The sequence below is a fragment of the Chitinimonas sp. genome (assembly GCF_041904975.1).
Lineage (GTDB): Bacteria > Pseudomonadota > Gammaproteobacteria > Burkholderiales > Chitinimonadaceae > Chitinimonas.
In genome coordinates this window covers 1-2,680 of sequence record NZ_JAYRLZ010000401.1, presented here as the reverse complement: position 1 = coordinate 2,680, position 2,680 = coordinate 1, and the positions used below count along the sequence as shown (strand labels likewise).

Below are 2,680 nucleotides of genomic sequence, written 5' to 3'. Positions count from 1 at the left end.
TGACGATGCCGACTGCTGAGTTGTTCGGTCATCAGCTGGCACCAGCCGCAGGCAGGTAGACGGTGATATGGCAGCGGTCCTGGCTATCGTCGCAATGCATGCTGATGCGCCCGCCTTGTGCCTCGGTCAGCAGGCGCGCCGAATAGGTGCCGAGGCCGGTGCCTTCGGCCTTGCCATGGCTGACGTACTTGTCGAAAAAACGCGCACGGATGGCCGGCGCCACCGTGCCCCGGTTCTGCACTTCCACCCGGCATTCCTGGCCGACGCGCGTGAGCGTTACGGTGACCGTGCTGTCGGGCGGCGCTGCTTCGATGGCGTTTTTCAGCAGATTGGCGAAGATGGCCCGGCATAGGGTGTCTTCGGCCAGAACCATCTGTTCTGTGGGGCAATCTTGCTCCAGCGCCACCGCCTTCCAGGCGAACTGCACGCGCATCTCCGCGCATACCGCATCGAGCAAGGCGCCCAGTGCCAGTGGCCGGCAGTCGGCCTGATAGTCGCCCTGCTCGATGCGGTACAGGGTGAGCGAGGCATCGACCAGATTGAGTGCCTGGTGCGCGGCGCCGCTCAATAGATCGAGCTGCGCATGCAGGGCAGGGGGGCAGGCCGGGTCCTTGCGCAGGCTGCCGGCGGTGTAGGCAACAGCCAGCAGCGGGTTTTTCAGGTCATGGCGGGTAAGCCGCTCGATATCGTCGCGCAAGCGCGCATTGTCGGCCAGCGCCGTGTTTTGCCGCCCCAGATCGCGCAGGGCCTGCGACAGGCGCAGATGGGTGCGCAGGCGTGCCTTCAATACCGCCGGTTGCGCCGGCTTGCTGATGTAATCGACCGCGCCGAGCGCAAAGCCATCCACCATATCGTCGGCCTGGTCGCGCGCGGTAAGGAAGATCACCGGAATCTCGCTGGTGCGCGGATCGGCCTTGAGCTGGCGGCATACTTCGTAGCCATCCATTTCCGGCATCATGATGTCGAGCAGGATCAAATCCGGTGGTTGCTTGCCGCGGGCGATTTCCAGTGCCTTGCGGCCGTTGATGGCCACCTTGACGCTGTAGTCCTCTTTGAGAAAGCCGGCGATCACCTCGATATTGGTGGCCAGATCATCGACCACCAGCACCGAGGCGCGTGCCAGACGCTCGTCGCTGGGCGCATCGAGGCCGATCAGCGGCAGCTCGGCCGGCAAGGGGCGCGGCGCGGCGCGGGCACCATCGCTGCCGCGCTGCAATAGCCGCGCCACATGGCCGCGCAGCACCGCCGAGGTGAACGGCTTGACCAGAAAGTCGCTCACGCCGGCTGCCAGCGCCCGCGCCAGCTGCTCGCGCGCCGACTCGGCAGTCAGCAGAATAAACGGCACATTGCGGTACTGCGTATTGTTGCGGCACCAGCACAGCAACTCGTAGCCGCTCATGCCCGGCATATTCCAGTCGGCAATGATCAGGGCGATCGGGCTCGATTGCAGGATGCGCTGCGCTTCCAGCCCATGGCTGGCGTGGTGAACCTGTTTGAGCTGCATCTCGCCCAGCACATGCTGCACGGCGAGCCGCATCGGATGATAGTCGTCGGCAATCAGGATGTGAGGCTGTGATTCCATGAGTGGGGCGCGCAAAAGCAGTATCGTCGCAGTGTAGCAGGCATTGCCGCGCTGGCTGCCAGCGGCGCCTGCTGCCGGCTGCCCCGGCTGGCGCGGCGCATCACAAACCATCGAGCGGACTGCTGACCCCGCGTCCGCCCTTGTTCAGCACATGGGTATAAATCATGGTGGTGGACACATCGGCATGGCCGAGCAGCTCTTGCACGGTGCGAATATCGTAGCCAGCCTCCAATAGATGGGTGGCAAAGCTGTGGCGCAGGGTATGCGGCGTGGCCGGCTTGGCGATCTTGGCCGCAGCCACCGCCCGCTTCATCGCCCGCTGCAATAGCTTTTCATCCTGATGATGGCGGCGCAGCGCGCCCGAGCGCGGGTCTTTGACCAAGCCCGCCGTGACAAATACATACTGCCAGCCCCACTGTGCCGCCGCATTCGGGTATTTGCGTGCCAGGGCATCGGGCAGATAGACATCGGCCCTGCCGGCCGTCGTATCTTCTTCATGCTGGGTGCGGCGGCGCAGCAGATGCGCCTGCAAGGGCTCGACCAGACTTTGCGGCAACATGGTCACCCGGTCTTTGGCCCCCTTGCCATCGCGCACCAGGATTTCGCGCCGCTCGAAATCGATATCCTTGACCCGAAGCCGCATGCATTCCATCAGCCGCATGCCGGTGCCGTACAAAAGCTGCAACTGCAGACCATACACGCCATCGGCCTGCGCCAGCATCGCCGCCACCTCGCGCCGGGTAAGCACCACCGGCAGCCGCTTCGATGGCTTGGCCCTGACCACCTCGTCCAGCCAGGGCAGGGCAATCTGCAGCACATCGCGGTACAGAAACAGCAGGGCCGACAGCGCCTGATTCTGCGTTGACGCCGACACATTCCCATCGACGGCCAGATGAGTCAGAAACGCCGTCACCTCTGCCGCCCCCATCTCGCGCGGATGGCGCAGCTGGTGAAAGCGCAAAAAGCGCCGCACCCAATGCAGATATTGCTGCTCGGTACGCAAGCTGTAATGCTTGAGCCGCAAGGTGTCGCGCAATACATCCAGCAAACGCGGCGCACCAGTCCCATCAAGCTGTGTACTTTCTGGCATGACGGCCT

General features: G+C 64.0%; 2 protein-coding genes. Both read right to left on the bottom strand.

The window, feature by feature from the left end; translation table 11 throughout:
* Positions 1–31: 31 nt before the first annotated feature.
* Complete coding sequence (locus tag ACE3OH_RS21425; RefSeq protein WP_374358046.1) at positions 32–1,582, bottom strand: response regulator; 1,551 nt, start codon at positions 1,580–1,582, stop codon at positions 32–34.
* Between the two features lie 100 nt (positions 1,583–1,682).
* Entirely contained in the window at positions 1,683–2,672 is a 990-nt protein-coding gene (locus ACE3OH_RS21420) for an integron integrase (RefSeq protein WP_374358049.1), read from the bottom strand.
* Positions 2,673–2,680: the final 8 nt, after the last annotated feature.